The organism is Pseudomonas sp. NFX224 (genome assembly GCF_048565165.1).
GTDB lineage: Bacteria > Pseudomonadota > Gammaproteobacteria > Pseudomonadales > Pseudomonadaceae > Aquipseudomonas.
The window spans coordinates 4,976,677-4,995,727 of record NZ_CP183416.1; the positions used below are offsets into that span (position 1 = coordinate 4,976,677).

Consider the following 19,051-nt stretch of genomic DNA (forward strand, 5'->3'; position numbering starts at 1 on the left):
CCAAAACTATAAGTACACAGGGTCCTTGCATGCACACTACCGCCCAACCGCGCCGAGCCGCGGCCGCTGCCTTCATTGGCACGACCATCGAGTTCTACGACTTTTACATTTACGCCACCGCGGCGGCATTGGTGCTCGGGCAAGTGTTTTTCCCCAGCAGCGACCCGGTGATGAGTACCCTCGCGGCGTTCGGCAGCTTTGCTGTCGGCTTCATTGCGCGTCCCATGGCCGGCATGGTGTTCGGTCATTTGGGCGATCGTCTCGGGCGCAAGAAAATGCTGCTGGTGACCATGGCCCTGATGGGCATCGCCACTGCTGGCATCGGTATGTTGCCGAGTTATGCCAGCGCCGGCATCTGGGCACCCATTGGCCTGATCGTGTTACGCGTGATCCAGGGCATTTCGGTGGGTGGCGAGTGGGGCGGGGCGGTGCTGATGGCCAGCGAACATGCGCCGGCCAAGCGCAAGACCTTCTATGCCTCATTCGCGCAACTGGGCAGCCCGGCCGGTTTGCTGCTGGCGCTGATTGCCTTTCGACTGGTGACGTCCCTTGAGCCTGAGGAGTTTCTTGCCTGGGGCTGGCGTCTGCCGTTTCTCGCCAGTGGCGTGTTGATGATGGTTGGTCTGTTGATCCGTTCCGGGGTCCACGAGTCGCCGGAGTTCGCCAAGGTCCAGGACAACAACGAGACCGCCAAATATCCGGTCATGGAAGTGATTCGCACCTGCTGGCGGCAGATCCTGTTCGCCGCCGCTGCCGTGACCATCGGCTCGGCCGGTTTCTTCTTCACCAACACGTTCATGATCACCTACGTCACTCAATACCAGGGCATCGCCCGTTCGACGATTCTCGACTGCCTGTTTCTGGTGACCCTCATTCAGTTGCTCTCGCAACCGGTCTCGGCGCTGCTGGCTGAACGCATCGGCGAAGACCGCTTCCTCAAAATGGTCGCGTTGCTGTGCATGGTCACGCCGTACCCGATGTTTCTGTTGGTTGGCACGCAGAACATTCTGTTGATGATCCTCGGCATTGCCTTGGCCGTGGTGATCCTGTCGGCGCTGTACGCGGTGATCGCGGGCTACATGACCCAGGCGTTCCCGGTGCACCTGCGCTACTCGGGCATTTCCATCGCCTATCAATTGGCCTGCGCCGTGGCCGGTGGCAGCACGCCACTGATCGGCACGCTGTTGGCCAGCAAGTTTTCCGGACAATGGTTGCCGCTGGCGGTGTTTTTCACCCTGCTCTCGGCCGTGTCCCTGATCGGTGTTTGCGGCCTGGCCCGCCTGCGCGCCAACCCGGTCGTCACCCACGTTGCTAAAAAAGAGGTGTATTCGTGAGTAAACCTGCACACATCGACCCGGTTGAATGGCAAGCCCGCTGCGAGCTGGCGGCGCTGTATCGGCTGGTTGCGCACTTTCGCATGACCGACCTGATCGACACCCACATCACCCTGCGCATACCGGGACCCGAGCACCACTTTCTGATCAACCGCTACGGCGTGATCTTCGACCGCATGCGCGCCTCGGACCTGGTACGCATTGATCAGGAGGGCCGGGTGGTCGACCCAGAGTACGCAGGCCATCGGGTTAACGCCGCCGGTTTCGTGATTCACTCGGCAATCCATATGGCGCGCCCGGATCTCAACTGCGTAATCCACACCCACACGGCGGCCGGCATGGCGGTCGCGGCGCAGAAGCAGGGCTTGCTGCCGATCAGTCAGCACGCGCTGAAGTTCTACGGCAAGTTGGCCTATCACACCTATGAAGGGATCGCGCTGTCTCTGGATGAGCGTGAGCGGCTGATCGCCGACCTCGGTCCGCACCGGGCGATGATCCTGCGCAACCACGGCCTGCTGGTCGGCGGTTCGGGCGTGGCCCAGGCGTTCCAGGAGATCCATTTTCTCGAGCGTGCCTGCCAGGCCCAGGTTCAGGCGTTGGCCGGTGGTTCAGCGTTGCATTACCCGTCGCCGGAAGTCTGCGCACACACCGCCGAACAGTTTGACCGTGATGAGCAGGACAACATCATCGACCTGGCCTGGGAGGCCGCTCTGACCCTGATCGAATCCCAGCGCGAGTCCTATTTGTCATGAATACCGTGGTTTTGCTGTCCCGCGACACCCTGCTGCTCAAGCAACTGCAAGTCGCGTTTGCTCGCAGTGCGCCGCAACTCACCACTGTGCTGGCCGATGATCCGCGGGCAGCCAACGCGCGGATGGCAGCCTGCTGGTTTCCTTTGCCGGGCAGTCTTGCCGCCTTGCCAAACCTGCAAGTCGTCCACTCGGTGGCCGCCGGCATCGATCACCTCGACCACGATCCGTCGTGCCCGGACTTGCCGATCTGCCGGGTGGTCGACCCCGGCCACCGCCAGGGCATGACCGAGTACGTGCGCTGGGCGGTGATTCACTATCACCGAGGCTTCGACCAAGTGTTGTTGCAGCAACGGGAACGGCATTGGGAACGACCGCTGCAACGAGCGGCGGGGCAGTTCAAGGTCGGTGTGATGGGGCTCGGCTCGCTGGGCAGCGCCATCGCGCTGGATCTGGTCGCCGCAGGTTATGAGGTGCGCGGCTGGGCGCGACGCAGCAAGGACTTGCCGGGCGTGCGCACATTCGCCGGCGCGGATGCGTTGGACACGTTTCTCGACGGTGTTGAGTTGCTGATCAACCTGTTGCCGCTGACCAGCGAGACTCGCGGCATTCTCGGCCAAGCTACTTTCGACCGGCTCGCCAACGGCGCAGCACTGGTCAACTGTGGACGCGGCGGTCATTTGAACATTGACGACCTCGAACAGGCATTGGCGAAAGGACAACTGCGCGGTGCCTTGCTGGATGTCTTCGAGCAGGAACCGCTGCCGGTCGATCATCGGCTCTGGAACATGCCCGGTGTAACGATCACCCCGCACATGGCTTCGGCGGCATCCCATGACTGCATTGCCGAACAAGTGGCGGAAAACTTCCGTCGGTTGAATATCGGCGAGCCGTTATTGAACTGTGCCGACCGGTTACTGGGTTATTGAACCCGGCGTTATTCAACTAAGAAAAAGTGCCCTGCGAACAGTGAAGAGCGATTGATCGTCCGAAAAAGTACGTTGCTGGTCTCGGATCGTGCCGAACCGCGTTTGCTCGAACGCTTGCGCGCGGGTGAGCCGGTGGCGCAGGTGTTGCGCGTTTAGTCGGTCAGCCGTTGTTGCAGACTTTCGAGAAAGATTGTCTCCGCACGGCTCATGCGCTGCTCGCGGTTCCACAGCAAATGAATGTCCACATCGGCAATCCCTTCGTGGGGCGGCAGGCGCCAGAGCAATCCGGCGTCGACGTCCGCCGCCACCACGTGTTCGGGCAGGCAGCCGATACCGAACCCGGCGATCACTAGTCGCCGGACTTCCTCCAGGCTCGGTGACGAGGCGACGATGCGTCCGCTGAAGCCCTGCTGATCGCGAAAAATCGTCAGCGGCGAGAGCATGCCGCCGATCTGGTCACTGGTAAAACTGACGAAATTCTCCCGCTGCAAATCCCCTTCGCTGACGTCCTGTTGGCCGAACATTGCATGATGCTTGCCGCAGAAAAACGCATAGCGCTGACGCAGGAATAAACGTTGTTCCAGGCGCGGTTGCGGGCGGCGGTTGAGGCTCAGGCCCAGGGTCGCGGTTTTTTCCTGGAGCGCGCTGACGATGTCGGAGCTGCGCATCACCTCGACTTCCAGATCCACTCGCGGATGCTGGCGGTGAAAGTCAGCGAGGAAATCATCGAAGCGCTCGGAAAAGATCCGACTGATGATCAGCAACCGTACCTTGCCGATCACCTCGTCCGCCGGTTGTTCCAGCACGCTGCTGACCTGGGACATCTGCCCGTAGATTTCCCCGGCGAGTTCGAAGATCTGCTCGCCAACCTCGGTCAGGGCAAAGCGCGGCCCGCGACGGGCGATCAGTTGCCGGCCCAGTTGTTCTTCCAGTCGTTTGAGCGCCTGGCTCACCGCCGGTTGCGTCAAGTGCAGGCGCGCGGCGGCGCGGCTGATGCTCAGCTCCTGACCAATCACCCGAAAGGTGCGCAACAGATTCCAGTCCAGCCGGTCGTTGAGCAGGCGTTGCACGTCGCGTTCGGCCATGGCGGTTCTCAATTATAAGGTGGCGTAATACTTCGCATAATAAATAGAAAATTGACTAATCATAGCCTCGGGGAGAAAAATCATCCCCAGACCGGCGCCGCCAGAGCGCCCCGGATTTGCCGTTTCTCTCCTGCCAAAAAAACAATCAAAGGAGCCCGACCTCATGAAGCCTCAAGCTTCGAATCAGCCGCGCCGTGCGGCAGCTGCTGCCTTCATCGGCACCATGATCGAGTGGTACGATTTTTACATCTACGCCACCGCCGCCGCGCTGGTGTTCGGCGCGCTGTTCTTTCCTTCCGACGACAAGCTGTTCAGCACCATGGCTGCGTTCGGCACTTTCGCCGTGGGCTTCTTTGCGCGGCCATTGGGCGGGATTGTCTTCGGTCATATCGGCGACCGCATCGGCCGCAAGAAGTCGCTGATCATCACGTTGCTGATGATGGGGGTGGTCACGGTGTGCATCGGCTTACTGCCGACTTACGCGCAGATCGGTGCAACCGCGCCGGTGTTGCTGATTCTGTTGCGCATCGTCCAGGGCATCGCCGTCGGTGGCGAGTGGGGCGGGGCGGTGTTGATGGCCGGCGAGCATGCGCCGAAAGGTCGACGCAATTTCTTTGCATCCTTTGCGCAACTGGGCAGCCCGGCGGGTTTGATTCTCTCGCTGCTGGCTTTTAGCGCCGTCACCCGGTTGCCGGAAGAAGACCTGATGAGCTGGGGCTGGCGCCTGCCGTTCCTCGCCAGTTCGCTGTTGCTGCTGGTGGGCCTGGCGATTCGCCTGGGCGTGAATGAGTCGCCGGAATTCCTCGCCAGCCGCGAACAGGCCTCCAAAAACAAGCGCAAGGAACAGGCGCCGGTCATGGAGGTTTTGCGCACTGCGTGGCGACCGCTGCTGTTGTGCATCGGGGCCAACACGCTGGGCATCGCCGGGGTGTATTTCACCAACACCTTCATGATCGCCTACACCACCCAACAACTGTCATTGCCGCGCTCGCTGATCCTGGAATGTCTGTTCTTCGTCGCGATCATCCAGTTCTGCATTCAACCGCTGGCGGCGTGGCTGGCCGAGAAGATCGGTGCGACCCGTTTCCTGTGCCTGGTGTCATTGCTGGCGATGGCGTCGCCGTATCCGATGTTCGTGCTGGTCAGTTCGGGCCAGGCGCCGCTGATCATCCTCGGCATCGCCCTGGCGGTGGTGTGCATGGCGTCGTTCTACGCGGTGATTGCCGGTTACGTCAGCGGCATGTTCGAGACCCGCGTGCGCTACACCGCGATCTCTCTGGCGTACCAGATTTGCGGCGCGGTGGCCGGTGGCCTGACGCCGCTGATCGGCACGATGCTGGCGCACAAGTTCGCTGGCCAGTGGTGGCCGATGGCGGTGTTCTACAGCCTGATCGCCGCGACTTCCTTGATTTGTGTCCTGTCCCTTGCCCGTCGCCATGCCAGCGTTGAACGCCTGGAACTGGCCAAGGCCTGACCCTGAATTTTCCTGGAGAAACTCATGTTGAAGATTAATGGCGAACGCCTCTGGGCGAGTCTGATGGCCATGGCCGAAATCGGTGCCACCGCCCGTGGCGGCAGTTGCCGCCTGGCCTTGAGCGATGAGGACAAGGCCGGTCGCGAACTGTTTGCCCACTGGTGCCGCGAAGCCGGCATGACCCTGAGCGTGGATGCCATCGGCAACCTGTTCGCCCGCCGCGCCGGCACCGATCCTGACGCTGCACCGGTGATGATGGGCAGCCATCTCGACACCCAGCCCGAAGGCGGGCGGTTCGATGGCGTGTACGGCGTGCTTGCCGGCCTGGAAGTGGTGCGTTGCCTGAACGACCTCGGCATCCAGACCCGCAAGCCGCTGGAAGTGGCGGTGTGGACCAACGAGGAAGGCGCACGCTTCACCCCGGCGATGTTCGGCTCGGCGGTGTTCACCGGCATCATGCCGCTCGACGCGGCGCTGGCGGTGCGTGATGTCGATGGCATCAGCGTCGCCGAAGAACTGCAGCGCACCGGTTATGCCGGCGAGCGCCCGTTGGGCGGAGCGGTGGACGCCTACTTTGAGGCGCACATCGAACAAGGGCCGATCCTCGAAGACAACGCCAAGAGCATCGGCGTGGTCAGCGGTGGCCAGGCGATTCGCTGGCTCGACGTACGGGTCGAAGGCATGGCGGCCCACGCCGGCACCACGCCGATGCCGCTGCGCAAGGACGCCTTGTACGGCGTGGCGCGGATGATTCAGGCGATCGAAGGTTTGGCCGCTGACTTCGCGCCTGAAGGCCTGACTACCGTCGGTGAGCTGAGCATCAACAAGTCTTCGCGCAACACCATTCCGGGGCTGGTGAACTTCACCGTCGACCTGCGTCATCACCGCGATGAGGCCATTGAGGCGATGGAGCAGCAAGTTCGCGCTCGATTGCAGGCGATTGCCGATGAACGTCGCTTGAACCTGACCATCACTCCGCACTGGATCAGCCCGGCCACGCCGTTCGACGCCGAGTGCGTGGCGGCCGTGCAGCAAGCTGTGGACGCCTTGGGCTACGCTCAGCAATCGATCGTCAGCGGCGCCGGACATGACGCTATTCACCTGGCGCGGTTCTGCCCGACGGCCATGGTGTTCATCCCGTGCGTGGGCGGCTTGAGCCATAACGAAGCCGAGGATGTGTTGCCTCAAGATGTGCGGCGGGGCACGGATGTGTTGCTTAACGCGGTGTTGGCCCGGGCCGGGAAAGTTGTCTGAACGCAATCCCTTTAGGAGCAAGCCTGCTCGCGATAGCGGTGGATCAATCGCCATTGATATTGAAGGTGCTGACCTCATCGCGAGCAGGCTCGCTCCTACAGGGAACCGCGTCCGGTTTCAGGATTTTTGTTAACTGACAGGTATTGATTCCATGCGCAGTTTTTTCCACTCCGAACAATTGCTCCACCACCCACGCAGCTACTACTCCCGTGGCCAGATGCGCACGCCGCAGGAAGTACCGGAGCGGGCGCAGCGCCTGGTGCAGGCGTCTCATGCATTGGGTTTCAAGGTCGAGCAACCGGCCGATGCCGGGCTCGATCCGCTGCTGGCGGTGCACGGTGCGCCATACCTGGCATTTCTTCAGGAAGCGCATCAACGCTGGAAGGAAGTCCCCGAGGATTGGGGTGACGAGGTGATGTCGAATATCTTCGTGCGTGAGCCCAACGCCCTGCGCGGGATTCTCGCCCAAGCCGCGCGTTATCTGGCCGATGGCAGTTGCCCGGTGGGCGAGCAGACCTGGCGCTCGGCCTATTGGTCGGCGCAAAGCGCGATAGCCGGCGCCCAGGCCGTGCTCGATGGCGAGTCGGCTGCATACGCCTTGTGCCGTCCACCGGGGCACCACGCCCGTGCGGAAGCGGCGGGTGGTTTCTGTTATGTGAACAATGCGGCGGTGGCGGCTCAAGTATTGCGCGCCGGGTTTGAGCGGGTGGCGGTGCTGGACACCGACATGCACCACGGCCAAGGGATTCAGGAGATTTTCTACGACCGCGATGACGTGCTTTATGTCTCGGTGCATGGCGATCCGACCAACTTCTATCCGGGTGTCGCCGGTTTTGCCGATGAGCGCGGCGTCGGCGCGGGGGAAGGTTTCAATCTCAACCTGCCGATGGCCCATGGCGCGAGCGAGGCGGATTTCCTCGGGCAGCTGGATGTGGCGCTGAAGGCGGTGACGGAGTTCGGTGCCGAGGTGCTGGTGCTGTCCTTGGGCTTCGATATTTTCGAACTGGACCCGCAGAGCAAAGTGGCGGTCACTCGGGAAGGTTTTGCGGTGCTCGGCGAGCGGATTCGCAACCTGGGGTTGCCGTGCCTGATCGTGCAGGAGGGCGGCTATCACCTGGAAAGTCTGGAGGATAATGCGCGGGCGTTTTTTGTGAATGCCGAGGTGTGGCAGCTCTGATTTATCGGCGCCTGCGATGACGCCATCGCGAGCAGGCTCGCTCCTGCAGTAGACCGGTTCGAACCATGGATTTGTGGTCAATGCGCAACCTGTAGGAGCGAGCCTGCTCGCGATGAACGATAACGCGGTCCATAAGCGCCCTACGGCACTTGCCATCGCCCTGACGTTAACGTAAAGATTGCGGCAGGGCGCCGACGTATGAAGGCGCAGGGCGGACGACCCGGAGCGCTTGATGACGCTAATAAAAACAAACTCCCCCAAACTGCACCGCGAAGCCCGGCTGGCCCGGGAAAAGCTGCATCTGGAAGGCGAAGTGCCCGATGGCGTCCTGCGCGCCGAAATCGACGCTTCGTGGCGACGTAGCCTCGGCCATGGCGTGCATTTCAATGCCAAACATGAGCTGGCCCTGGAGTCGAGTGCCAGCGTCGATGTGCTGCTGGCGAGCAATCGCTTGCTGATCGATGCTGCGCTGCCGGCCATCGATTACCTGGCCGAACGCCAGGGCAAGGAAGGGTTGATCATCCTCGCCAACTCCGACGCCACCATCCTCGCCGTCGAAGGTCGCGCCGATCGCCTCAAGGGTAGCGGCCTGCAGGACATCACCCTCGGTGCCTGCTGGAGCGAAGCCGCACGCGGCACCAACGCCCTCGGCACCGCACTGGTGGAAGCCCGGCCAACGCTGATCGATTGCGGCGAACATTATCTGGATCGCCTCAGTGATTTTTCCTGCACCTCCGTGCCGATTCATTGTCCGCAGGGCGACATCCTCGGCGTCCTCGACCTGACCCGCGAAGGCCCGCTCGGCCGCGCCCACGACAGCACCGCGCTACTGGCCATGGCCGTCAGCCAGATTGAAAGCCGGGTGTTCAACGCCAGTTATCCCGACGAGATCGTGCTGGCATTTCACAGTCGTCGCCAGTACCTCGAATCCCCATGGCAAGGCCTGCTGGCAGTCAGTCTCGGCGGGCAGATCCTCGCGGTCAGCGCCCAGGCCTGCCAGTTGCTGCATGCCGAGCGTTCGGCGCTGGTCGGGCGGCGTTGTGAAGAGTTTCTCGGTGTCGATGGCCTGCAATTGCTGGCGCGCCTGCATCAGGGTGGCGTCGGTAGCCTGCAAACCGCCAAAGGCGAGTTTTTCTACAAGACCCTGCGCGCGCCGCAACGCACGATCAATGTCAGCAGCCCGCCGCGCAGCGTGGCGAAAACCACCAAACCGCAACCGGATCTTGAATCCCTGGCCGGCAGCAATACCCGTTACGCCCGAGCCCTGCGCATGGCCCGACAAGGCCTGGCCAACGAACTACCGGTTTTGCTGTTGGGCGAAACCGGCACCGGTAAAGAAGTCATCGCCCGCGCCCTGCACATGGCTGGCACGCGCTGCGACAAACCCTTCGTCGCGGTGAACTGCGCAGCCATCCCCGAAGGCCTGATCGAGTCCGAATTGTTCGGCTACCGCGAAGGTGCGTTCACCGGCTCGCGTCGTGGCGGCATGGTCGGTCGTTTGCAACAGGCCCATGGCGGCACGCTGTTTCTCGATGAAATCGGCGACATGCCGCTGGCCCTGCAAGCCCGTTTGTTGCGCGTGTTGCAGGACCGCAAGGTCGCGCCGTTGGGTGCAGGCGAAGAGCAGGACATCGATGTCGCACTGATCTGCGCCACCCACCGCGACCTCAAGCGTCTGGTCGAAGAAAAGCATTTTCGTGAAGACCTGTTCTATCGGGTCAATGGCATCAGCGTGATGCTTCCGGCCTTGCGCGAGCGCGAGGATTTCGCTGGATTGGTCAGTCGTTTGCTGGCCAGGCTCGATGCGCCGACGGTGGTGCTGCATGACGACCTCAATCGCCTGCTTGGCGGGTATCACTGGCCGGGCAACATCCGCCAACTGGAAATGGTCCTGCGCACCGCGCTGGCCATGCGTGAACCGGGGGAAACCGTGCTGACCCCCGATCACTTGCCCGACAGCATGCTCGACGAATTGACCGCGATCGAACGGCCCCAGGCCGGCAGCATCCGTGAAAACGAACTGGAGATGATTCGCCAGTCCCTGGACAGCCATCAGGGCAACGTCTCGGCCGCCGCCGACGCCCTCGGTATCAGTCGCGCGACTCTGTATCGCAAGCTCAAACAGTTGCGTTCGTGATGCAGCGTTTGATCGTTCGACTGATCGACAGCCAGAACCCCGAGGCCCTGCAAGCGGCGTTGCGTTGGCTCTACAGCTTCGTGCGACCGCATCGGCTGGCAATTGCAGGGTTGCTGGGATTGTCGGTGTGCGCCTCGGCGCTGGTGCTGGTGCAGCCATGGTTGACCAAACTGCTGATCGACGATGGTTTGCTGGCGCGCAACTTCCCGATGCTGGTGCTGATCGCCGGGCTGATGATCGTCGCCGGCCTGTTGGGCACGGCGCTTTCTGGCATCAACCGCTACCTGCACACGCGGCTGTCCGGGCGCATGCTGTTTGCCTTGCGCGATGACCTGTATCGGCATTTGCAGACCTTGTCGCCGAGCTTCTACGGCCAGCGGCGTATCGGCGACCTGATGTCGCGCCTCGATGGCGACGTGGCGGAGATCCAGCGCTTTGCCGTGGACTCGCTGTTCTCGGCGGTGTCCAGCGTGATTGGCCTAGTGGTGGCGGTGGCGATGCTGTTGACCCTGTCATGGAAACTGTCGTTGTTGGCGCTGGTGCTGATTCCTCTCGACGTGCTCTGGCTGCGCTGGATGCGGCGCAAGGTCGAGCGCGATGTGCGGCAGTTGCGCGAACGCTCGGCGGACATGTCGTCGTTCATGGTCGAGACACTGCCGGTGATGAAATTCATCCAGTCCGCCGGCCAGCAGCAGCGTGAAGCGCGACGGCTTGAGAGTCTGGGCCAGGGCTACATGAGCCAGTTGCTGCGCCTGCAAGTCACCGAATTCTTCACTCAGGCCGTGCCGGGCACATTGACCTCGCTGTCCCGGGCCTGTGCATTTTTGATTGGCGGGTATTGGGTGGTGCAGGGCACCTGGCAACTGGGTGCCTTGATCGCGTTTTCCACTTATCTGGGCATGGCGGTGGGGCCGGTGCAGAGCCTGCTCGGGCTGTACGTGGCGATTCAACGCATGACCGTCAGCCTCGGGCGGGTGATGGAACTGCGCGGCGAAGAACCGACCGTGCTCACACCGGTCACACCGAAGCCGATGCCGGCTTCTGGCGAGCTGCGTTTCGAGGATGTGCACTTCACACATCCCGGTCGCCAGACGACGTTGCGCGGTATCGAGGCGCGGATTCCCTACGGTTTGAAAGTCGCCTTGAGTGGCGGCTCGGGCGTCGGTAAATCGACGCTGATCGACCTGTTGCAACGCCACCATGATCCGCAGTCCGGCCGCGTGCTGTTGGGCGAAGTGGATGTGCGTGAGCTGGATCTGTTTCAGCTGCGTCGGCGCATTGCCGTGGTTAGTCAGGACATCGTGCTGTTTCGTGGCAGCCTCGCCGACAACCTGGCCTATGCGATGCCCGACGCCAGCCGTGAAGCGATTGCCGAAGTGGCGCGGTTGGCGCAACTCGACAGCCTGATCGCGTCCTTGCCTGAAGGTCTGGACAGTCCGCTGGGCGAGCGCGGCCAGCAGTTGTCCGGCGGGCAGAAACAGCGTATCGCCATCGCCCGAGCGCTGCTGCAGGACCCGTTGATTCTGGTACTCGACGAAGCCACCTCGGCGGTGGATGAAGCCACCGAGCGCGAAGTGATCGAGGCCATCGACCGCCTGTTTGCCGGGCGCACCCGCATCCTGATCAGCCATCGCCCCTCAACCCTGGCCGATGCCGATCTACGCTTCGAACTGATTGACGGTGTACTGGTATCGAAAACGGTATTGCATGAAGTCTGAGCCTTATGAAAACTGAGTTGCGTATCGGTGTGGTGGACAGTGGCCACTCGGCCGCACAACGGGTGCAGGTTGTGGCCGGGCGCAGATTTTCGCTCGTGGAGGACGGACTCGCCGAAAGCGACTTGCGCGATGATCCACTGGGACATGGCAGCGCGGTGATCGAAGCCATCGGCCGGCGTGCACCGTCGGCGCTGTTTTGCGTGGCCCAGGTGTTTGATCAGCGCGGGGTCACCAGCGCCTTGCAGATCGCCACGGCCATCGACTGGCTGGTGACGCAGGACGTGCGCCTGATCAATTTGAGCCTCGGTTTGCGTCAGGATCGCAGCCTGTTGCGTACTGCTTGTGCGGCAGCGGTGGCGCAGGGCGTATTGCTTTGCGCGTCCAGCCCGGCGCAGGGCGAGGGCGTGTATCCGGCAAATTATCCACAGGTGTTGCGCGTCACCGGCGATGCGCGCTGTGCCGAACTCGAATGGTCATGGCTCAACAGTGCCCAGGCCGATTTCGCCGCGTGCGTGCATGGCACGTATCCGGGGCAGTCGGGTGCCAGTCTCGGCTGTGCGGCATTGAGCGGGCACATCGCCGGTTTCCTGGTGGAGCAGCCTGGGGCAAGCAACCAGCAAATCATCGAATGGCTGCGACACAACGCGCGTTATCGCGGCCCTGAGCGGCGTGTCGCGCCATGACCATGATCGTGATATTGGGCGCCGGGCCGGCAGGCGCAGCGGTGGCCTTGGGGCTGCGGCGACTGGGTTACGCCGTTACGCTGGTCAGTGAATGGCGCCGGTTTGCGGCGCTGGAAGGCGTTTCCATTCGGGTGCTGGAGGCTTTGCGCGGCGCAGGTCTGCATCAGGCGTTGGCGGATGCGACGCTCCCTTCTCAACGGCAGGTGAACTGGAACGGCCAACAACACGCGCAAAACATCGAATATTTGCTGGATCGCCCGACCTTTGATCGCGGCCTGCGCGAGGATTTGCGTGCGGCGGGGGTGGCGTTGATCGAGGGGCGGGTGCTTGGCGTGCAGTCGTCGACCTCTGGGCATCAAGTCCGGATCGAAGGACGTGAGGTGTTGAGCGCAGACTTTCTGGTCGAGGCCCGTGGCCGTCAGGCGCCAGCCCTTGGCAAAGGCCTGCGCGGGCCGGAGACGGTCAGCCTGCTCAATCGCTGGCAAGGTGCGCCGGGCAGTACCGCCAGCGCCGTGGAAAGCCTCAAGGATGGCTGGGCGTGGATGGCGCGGCGGGCCGACGGCCAGTGTTACTGGCAATGGACAGTGGACGTGGTCAGCGCCGGGTTGCCGGGCAAGGCGCAATTGCTTGAATACTGCCAACAGCGGCGTCAGGACTCGGCGGTGGCGCGGGCATTTTTCGGTGACGAACCCGAGCTCGATTTACAGCTGCACGCCCGCAGCAGCACGGCGATTCTGAGCCCGCAGGTGTGTGGCGATCATTGGATTCGCATCGGCGATGCGGCGATGGCGGTGGACCCGCTGTCGGGCAACGGCATTTTTCAATCGCTGTCCTCGGCATTGCAGGCGCCGACGGTAATCAACACCCTGCTGCGTAAACCCGAACGCGCGGCGTTGGCCCAGCGTTTTCATCAGCAGCGGGTGGAGCAGTTGTTTCTGCGCTTCGCCCGAATCGGCCGGGACTTTTATGCCGATGAGCAGCGTTGGTTCGATCAACCCTTTTGGCAGGCGCGGCGGCAATGGCCGGATGCCGAAGTCGCCCATGCCGAGGCGGATTTCGAGGCGTTGAGGATCGAGCGGGCGCCGGTGTTGCGTGATGGATTTGTCGATGAGGCCGAGGTGGTGATGACCGCGGATCAGCCGCTGGGGATTTGGCATGTGCAGGGGGTTGAGCTGGCGCCGTTGGTGCGGCGGTTACGGATCGAACCGGCTGAGCAGGCGTTGGCCGGGTTGACGGCTGAACAAGGAAGGATGGTCAGGAGTTGGTTGTTGGGGCAGGGGTACAAACCCTGAAACTCGGGTTGGTTGGGCTGTCGTCATTGCTAGCAGGCTAGCTCCCACATAGGAATGCATTCCCCTGTGGGAGCTAGCCTGCTAGCAATGACGGACCGAAAAACGCCGCGATTACAACTTGATCAACACCGACTTCAACTCGGTGTAATGCTCGATCGCCGCATACCCCATCTCACGCCCGACGCCCGACATCTTGTAGCCGCCAAACGGCAGCGCCGGGTCCAGGGCGCTGTGGCAGTTGACCCATACCGAACCGGACTTGATTCGCGGAATCATCCGGTGCACCGCCGCTAAATCATTCGACCAGATGCTCGCGCCCAACCCGTAAGGGCTGTCGTTGGCCATGCGCAGCGCATCGGCTTCGTCATCGAACGGGATCGCCACCAGCACCGGGCCGAAGATTTCTTCCTGCACCAGCGAATGCTTCTGATCGACGTCGACAATCACCGTCGGCTTGACGAAAAAGCCCGGTCCGAACTGCTCGCCACCGCAGGCGATGGTCGCGCCGCTTTCCCGACCTTTTTCGATGTAGCCGTAAACCCGTTCCTGCTGGCGCGCAGAGATCAATGGACCCATTTCGACACTCGGGTCCAGGCCGTTACCGAGTTTCATGGCATTGGCGATATCGCTGATGTCCGCCACCACATTGTCGAAATGCTTGCGCTGAACATACAGGCGCGAACCCGCGCAGCAGACCTGACCCTGGTTGAAGAAAATCGCGCTGGCGGCACCGGCTGCGGCGGTTTTCAGGTCGGCGTCGGCCATGACGATGGTCGGTGATTTGCCGCCCAGTTCCAGGGTGACCCGGGTCATCGAGTCCATGGCGATTTTGCCGATCTGCTTGCCCACGGCGGTGGAGCCGGTGAAGGTCAGCTTGTCCACCCGCGGGTTGTGGGTCAAGGCTGAACCTGCGGTGATGCCGGTGCCGGTGACCACGTTGAACACGCCTTCCGGGTAACCCGCCTCCAGCACCAATTCGGCGAGTTTCAGCGCGGTCAGTGGGGTTTCGTCGGCGGGCTTGAGCACCACGGTGCAACCGGTGGCCAGCGCCGGGCCGAGTTTCCAGCAGGCCAGCAACAGCGGGAAGTTCCAGGCAACGATGGCCCCGACCACGCCCACGGCTTCGCGGCGGATGAAACTGTGGAATTGATCGTCGGGCATCAACGGCGCCGACACGTCGACCGTGGAACCTTCGATCTTGGTCGCCCAGCCGGCCATGTAGCGCAGGAAGTCGATGGACAACTGCACGTCCATCAGTTGAGCGACGGCGGCGCTTTTGCCGTTGTTCAGGCATTCCAGTTGCGCCAGCAGTTCGGCGTCGCGCTGCATCAGGTCAGCGAGTTTCCACAGCAGGTTCTGTCGCTCCCGTGGGCGGGTGCGGGTCCAGGCTGAATCATCGAAAGCCTGACGGGCGGCGAGTACGGCGCGGTCGACATCGTCCGGCGTGGCCCGTGGCACCACGCACAGCACTTCACCGGTGGCCGGGTTGTGCAGGGGCATGGTCTGGCCGTCGGCGGCCTCGACCCAGTCGCCACCAATGAGCATGCGCGGTGCGCGCTGGATGAACGCCGAAGTGGCAGGAAGCAGGTTGGGGAGCGACATGTTGAAACCTCGTCTTGTTCGTGTGGCGAGGTCTTTCGCAACGGTTGTGCCAGATCTGTTTTTCAAGCCCGAAGGCCCGGTCCAGTGGGGTGATGGATTTTTCCCCGGGCACCGTGGGATCAATAAACGTCGCAAATTGCGACGACGTGAGACATCCCGAACACAGTGTCCTGTAGGCGCGAGCCTGCTCGCGATGGTCGTCAACGAGTACGTGTGCTTACAGGTTAAACGCGGTGCTCTGGAGTACATCGCGAGCAGGCTCGTTCCTATAGAAAGCTATGCTTGTCTCAGGTTGAAACAGTTGTCGCGAAATTAAACGTGGAACGCAGACGACACGTTTGACAAAACACCGACCTTTATCGGCAAGTTATTGATTCATAGAAATATTCATAAGCTGGCACGCTCCGTGTATTGCTCATCGCAGACGTTTCTCTTGCCTCCGTCAGTGGCTCGCCACCGACGGCAGAAACCAAAAAAACGATAAGCCACAAAAATAAGAAAGCACCGTGCGAGGTTCGACGTTGATGAAGAGAAGACTCCGATCAGGCATGAGCGCCGGCCTGTTGGCCGTGGCCGCTTGCGTGGCCCTGCATTCGCCTTACAGCCTGGCAGCCCGTGACGCCCAGACCATCCTCAAGGAAACCTGTCAGGGCTGTCACACCCCTGAAGCCGATAACGCCCTCAGCCGTATCAGCCACCAGCGCAAGACACCGGAAGGCTGGCTGATGAGCATCGCCCGCATGCAGACCATGCACGGTTTGCAGATCAGCGATGAAGACCGGCGGACGTTGGTCAAATACCTGGCCGACACCCAGGGTCTGGCGCCGAGCGAAACCGATGGCGTGCGTTATGCCATGGAGCGCCGGCTCAACACAGTCGAACAATTCGACGACCAGACCAGCCAGATGTGCGGCCGCTGCCACTCCGGTGCACGGGTTGCGTTGCAACGGCGTCCGGCCCAGGAGTGGGAACGACTGGTGAACTTTCATCTCGGCCAATGGCCGTCGCTGGAGTACCAGGCGCTGTCCCGCGACCGCGACTGGTTCGATCTCGCCCGTAAAGAGATGGTGCCGCTGTTGGCCAAGCGTTATGCGCTGGACAACCCGGCCTGGAAAAAATGGCTGAGCACCGCGCCGAAAAGCGAGGCGCTGGTCGGCGACTGGAGCTTCAGCGGTCACTTGCCGGGCAAGGGTGAACTGGCCGGTGTAATGAGTGTGACCGCCGACGGCAGCGACACTTTCAAGGTCAGCGTCAAAGGCCAATACGCCGACGGCACGCCGTTCAATGGTGAGGGCAGTTCAATCCTCTATACCGGCTACGAATGGCGCGGCAACGTGACCATCGACGGCGTGACCATGCGCCAGGTGTTCTCTGCCCAAGGCAATGCGATGCAGGGCCGGATGTTCGAGGCCGAGCACGATGAGCGCGGTCTGGACTTCGTCGCCGCCAAGCAGGGCTCCCAGCGTTTGCTGGCGGTGCAGCCGGGTTATGTGAAAGCCGGCAGTGAAACCGAAGTGACCCTGATCGGCAGCGGCCTCACTGGCAAGCCGAATTTGGGCAAAGGCGTGGAAGTGCTCGAAGTGGTCGAGCAGAGCCCTGGGCAGATCAAAGTCAAAATCAAGGCTGCCGCCAATGCTCAGCCGGGCCTGCGCGCGGTCAGCGTCGGTACGCTGAAAGGCCCGAGCCTGTCGGTCTACAGCAAGATCGCCTCGGTTAAGGTCGTGCCGGAATTCTCGGTGGCGCGGATCGGTGAGGGCGGCGGTTCGACGCCGAAAGTCCAGGGCCGTTTCGATGCCGAAGCCTGGGGCAAGGGCGCCGATGGCAAGCCGTATCGCATCGGCGTGTTCCCGGCGCAGTGGAAGGTCGAGGCCTTCGACGACCGTGCCAAGGAAGACGAAGACGTCAAGTTTGCCGGCACCATGCACGCCGACACTGGCGTGTTCACCCCGGGCGATGCCGGGCCGAATCCGGCGCGCAAGATGTCCACCAACAATGCCGGCAACCTCAAGGTGATCGCCGCCATCGACGACGCAGGGAAATCCCTGACCGGCGAAGGCCACATGATCGTGACCGTGCAACGCTGGAACAATCCACCCATTCCGTGATGTGCCTGGACGTGTACGTTTCAGACATTTTTTCGGAATGACCGCAGGCCCTCAAAGCAGGGCTTGCACAGGAGGTTGGCAATGGGCGCTATCTTGAATCTGGTCGAACGCAACCTGCACGAAGTGCACGTCGATGCCGACCGCATGCTGTTTCACATTCCCAGCAGTTCGCTGTTCGCCAGTGATGAACTGACGGGGACCATCATCGATACCTTGCGCGGTCCCGGTTGTTCTTCGGACGACCTGATCCAGCGCCTGGCTGCGCGCTTCAACGGCGAGGAAGTCACCGAAACCCTGCGCGAGCTGATGGCGCTGGAACTGGTCAGCGACGGCTCGCCGCTGACCCCGGACATCGCTACCAAACGGGTCGAGCGCACGGCGATCAACACCGTGGTCCTGAACGTCAACACCGGTTGCAACCTGAGTTGCACTTACTGCTACAAGGAAGACCTCGACAAGCCTTCGGCCGGCAAGAAGATGGACGTGGAAACGGCCATCGCCTCGGTGGAAATGCTGCTGCGCGAATCCCCGGACGAAGAGCGATTCACCGTGGTGTTCTTCGGCGGCGAACCGCTGAGCAATCGCAAGCTGATCGAGTACATGGTCGACTACTGTGAGAAGCGTTTTCGCGAGGCGGGCAAGTTCGTCGAGTTCGTCATGACCACCAACGCCACGTTGCTCACCGAAGAAACCGTGGACTACCTCAACGCCCACCGTTTCGGGCTGTCGGTCAGTATCGACGGACCGAAAACCGTGCACGACCGCAACCGCATCACCGTGGGCGGGCAGGGCACCTATGACGTGGTGCGGCGCAAGGCCGAGATGCTGCTGTCGCGCTACAACAGCCGTCCGGTCGGTGCTCGCGTAACGCTCACCACCGGCGTCACCGACGTCGAAACCATTTGGGATCACCTGTTCAACGAACTGGGTTTTGCCGAAGTCGGCTTTGCCCCGGTGACCTCCGGCGACATCAGCAGCTTCAACCTCACCAGCGATGAACTGGTGCAGGTGTTCGCCAACATGAAGGCGCTGGGTCGTCGTTATCTGGAAGCCGCTCTGGAACACCGCAACATCGGTTTTTCCAACCTGCACCAGTTGATCACCGACATCCACGAAGGCCACAAGAAAGCCCTGCCATGCGGCGCGGGCCTGAAGATGCTGGCGGTGGATCACAAGGGTGAACTGAACCTGTGCCACCGCTTTACCGGTTCGAGCCTGCCGACCTTCGGCAACGTCCATAGCGGCGTGAAACAGATGGAGTTGAACGACTTCCTGTCCCAGCGCCTGGACCGCACCAACACCGGTTGCGAAGACTGCCAGATCCGCAACCTGTGTTCCGGCGGCTGCTACCACGAGAGCTACGCCCGCTACGGCGACCCGACGCACCCGACCTATCACTACTGCGAACTGATGCGTGACTGGGTCGACTTCGGCATCGAGGTCTACACCCGGATCATGGCTCACAACCCTGCGTTCATCAGCAGCTACATCACTCCGCGCAAGGCTCACTGA

At 62.0% G+C, this 19,051-nt stretch carries 14 protein-coding genes; 12 read left to right on the forward strand and 2 right to left on the reverse strand.

Translation table 11 applies throughout. The annotated features are described in order from the left end of the window. Window positions 1–29: 29 nt before the first annotated feature. From ACNYC6_RS22795 to ACNYC6_RS22805, 3 genes are read left to right on the forward strand one after another with little or no spacing between them, the layout of a single operon-like run. Window positions 30–1,334 carry an MFS transporter gene (locus ACNYC6_RS22795; protein ID WP_419709260.1) on the forward strand — a complete coding sequence of 435 codons (1,305 nt, stop codon included), beginning with the start codon at window positions 30–32 and terminating at the stop codon, window positions 1,332–1,334. Continuing rightward, window positions 1,331–2,086, forward strand: coding sequence for a class II aldolase/adducin family protein (locus ACNYC6_RS22800; protein ID WP_007988289.1), 756 nt, complete (start codon window positions 1,331–1,333; stop codon window positions 2,084–2,086). Before ACNYC6_RS22795 ends, ACNYC6_RS22800 begins: the two co-directional genes overlap by 4 nt. After that, window positions 2,083–3,012: a 2-hydroxyacid dehydrogenase gene (locus tag ACNYC6_RS22805; RefSeq protein WP_419709261.1), complete on the forward strand. Its 930-nt coding sequence runs from the start codon at window positions 2,083–2,085 to the stop codon at window positions 3,010–3,012. The genes ACNYC6_RS22800 and ACNYC6_RS22805 overlap by 4 nt, the downstream gene beginning before the upstream one ends. A gap of 152 nt (window positions 3,013–3,164) precedes the next feature. Here the strand turns inward: ACNYC6_RS22805 and ACNYC6_RS22810 are convergent, their stop codons facing one another. Beyond that, entirely contained in the window at window positions 3,165–4,097 is a 933-nt protein-coding gene (locus tag ACNYC6_RS22810; RefSeq protein ID WP_419709262.1) for a LysR family transcriptional regulator, read from the reverse strand. Window positions 4,098–4,260: 163 nt separating this feature from the next. Here ACNYC6_RS22810 and ACNYC6_RS22815 point away from each other — a divergent pair, with 163 nt between their 5' ends. The 7 genes from ACNYC6_RS22815 (at window position 4,261) to ACNYC6_RS22845 (ending at window position 13,832) form a co-directional block, all read left to right on the forward strand. Beyond that, window positions 4,261–5,571, forward strand: coding sequence for an MFS transporter (locus tag ACNYC6_RS22815; protein WP_419709263.1), 1,311 nt, complete (start codon window positions 4,261–4,263; stop codon window positions 5,569–5,571). Window positions 5,572–5,595: 24 nt separating this feature from the next. Beyond that, complete coding sequence (locus ACNYC6_RS22820) at window positions 5,596–6,825, forward strand: Zn-dependent hydrolase (protein ID WP_419709264.1); 1,230 nt, start codon at window positions 5,596–5,598, stop codon at window positions 6,823–6,825. A 151-nt stretch (window positions 6,826–6,976) separates the two neighbouring features. Beyond that, window positions 6,977–8,002, forward strand: coding sequence for a histone deacetylase family protein (locus ACNYC6_RS22825; protein ID WP_419709265.1), 1,026 nt, complete (start codon window positions 6,977–6,979; stop codon window positions 8,000–8,002). Between the two features lie 232 nt (window positions 8,003–8,234). Beyond that, entirely contained in the window at window positions 8,235–10,139 is a 1,905-nt protein-coding gene (locus ACNYC6_RS22830; RefSeq protein WP_419709266.1) for a sigma-54-dependent Fis family transcriptional regulator, read from the forward strand. Further along, window positions 10,139–11,857 carry an ABC transporter ATP-binding protein gene (locus tag ACNYC6_RS22835; RefSeq protein ID WP_419709267.1) on the forward strand — a complete coding sequence of 573 codons (1,719 nt, stop codon included), beginning with the start codon at window positions 10,139–10,141 and terminating at the stop codon, window positions 11,855–11,857. Before ACNYC6_RS22830 ends, ACNYC6_RS22835 begins: the two co-directional genes overlap by 1 nt. 5 nt (window positions 11,858–11,862) lie before the next feature. After that, complete coding sequence (locus tag ACNYC6_RS22840) at window positions 11,863–12,540, forward strand: S8 family serine peptidase (protein WP_419709268.1); 678 nt, start codon at window positions 11,863–11,865, stop codon at window positions 12,538–12,540. Next, complete coding sequence (locus ACNYC6_RS22845) at window positions 12,537–13,832, forward strand: NAD(P)/FAD-dependent oxidoreductase (protein WP_419709269.1); 1,296 nt, start codon at window positions 12,537–12,539, stop codon at window positions 13,830–13,832. Before ACNYC6_RS22840 ends, ACNYC6_RS22845 begins: the two co-directional genes overlap by 4 nt. A 111-nt stretch (window positions 13,833–13,943) precedes the next feature. Here the strand turns inward: ACNYC6_RS22845 and ACNYC6_RS22850 are convergent, their stop codons facing one another. Beyond that, window positions 13,944–15,434, reverse strand: coding sequence for an aldehyde dehydrogenase family protein (locus tag ACNYC6_RS22850; protein WP_419709270.1), 1,491 nt, complete (start codon window positions 15,432–15,434; stop codon window positions 13,944–13,946). Window positions 15,435–15,958: 524 nt separating this feature from the next. Here ACNYC6_RS22850 and peaA point away from each other — a divergent pair. Next, window positions 15,959–17,539: a quinohemoprotein amine dehydrogenase subunit alpha gene (peaA, locus tag ACNYC6_RS22855; protein WP_419709271.1), complete on the forward strand. Its 1,581-nt coding sequence runs from the start codon at window positions 15,959–15,961 to the stop codon at window positions 17,537–17,539. 81 nt (window positions 17,540–17,620) lie between these two features. After that, entirely contained in the window at window positions 17,621–19,051 is a 1,431-nt protein-coding gene (gene peaB / locus ACNYC6_RS22860; RefSeq protein ID WP_419709272.1) for a quinohemoprotein amine dehydrogenase maturation protein, read from the forward strand.